A 662-nucleotide genomic window follows, 5' to 3' on the forward strand; every position below is an offset into this window, starting at 1 on the left:
AAATCGGCATCGCTGGTGTTCAGGGTGTAGGTGTAGGTGCCGTTGGCGTTGAGTACCAGGGTGCCGTAAGTGCCGGTGAAGGTGCCGGGGGTGATCGGGCCAGAGCCCTCACCGATGGTTACCCGGTCGGCGCCTTGCACGTCGTTGCTCAGCACGTTGCCGTTGAGGGTCAGCAGGGTTTCCGAGGCGGTGCCATTGCTGTCATTCACGCCTTTCGGCAGGTCGTCGACGATGTTCACGTCGAGGCTGCCCGTGGCGGTGGTGCCGTTGTCGTCGACCGCGGTCACGGTGAACTGTTCAGGCAAGGTGTTGGCGCCGTTGGCGGTTGGGTGCGCTTCGTTGTCGTTGAGGGTGTAGCTGTAGCTCACCACACCGGTGGCGGCGTTGAAGCCGGTGATGGTCAGGGTGCTGCCCAGCGGCGTAGTGATCGATTGCGGGAAGCCCGCTGCCACGCCCGCCGTGACCACGGCGATGCCGCCCACTGTCAGGGTCGTGACGCCGTCGAGGGCAGTGACCGTGAAGGTGCCGTTCTGGGTCAGCGCCGTGGTATCCGGAGCACTGCCGTCACTGAGGTTTTTCTCGTAGACCGTCAGCTCGCCGCCGTACACGTTGAGGCCGTTGAGGGTTACCGGATCGTCGTTGTTGTGGATCTGCAGCACCAG

At 63.9% G+C, this 662-nt stretch carries 1 protein-coding gene; it reads right to left on the reverse strand.

From position 1 onward, the window contains the following. Positions 1-662: VCBS domain-containing protein (locus tag KW846_RS29685; protein WP_218486460.1), on the reverse strand; the 662-nt coding region annotated here is incomplete at both ends.

This window comes from Pseudomonas sp. PDM32 (genome assembly GCF_019219225.1).
GTDB lineage: Bacteria > Pseudomonadota > Gammaproteobacteria > Pseudomonadales > Pseudomonadaceae > Aquipseudomonas > Aquipseudomonas laurylsulfatiphila.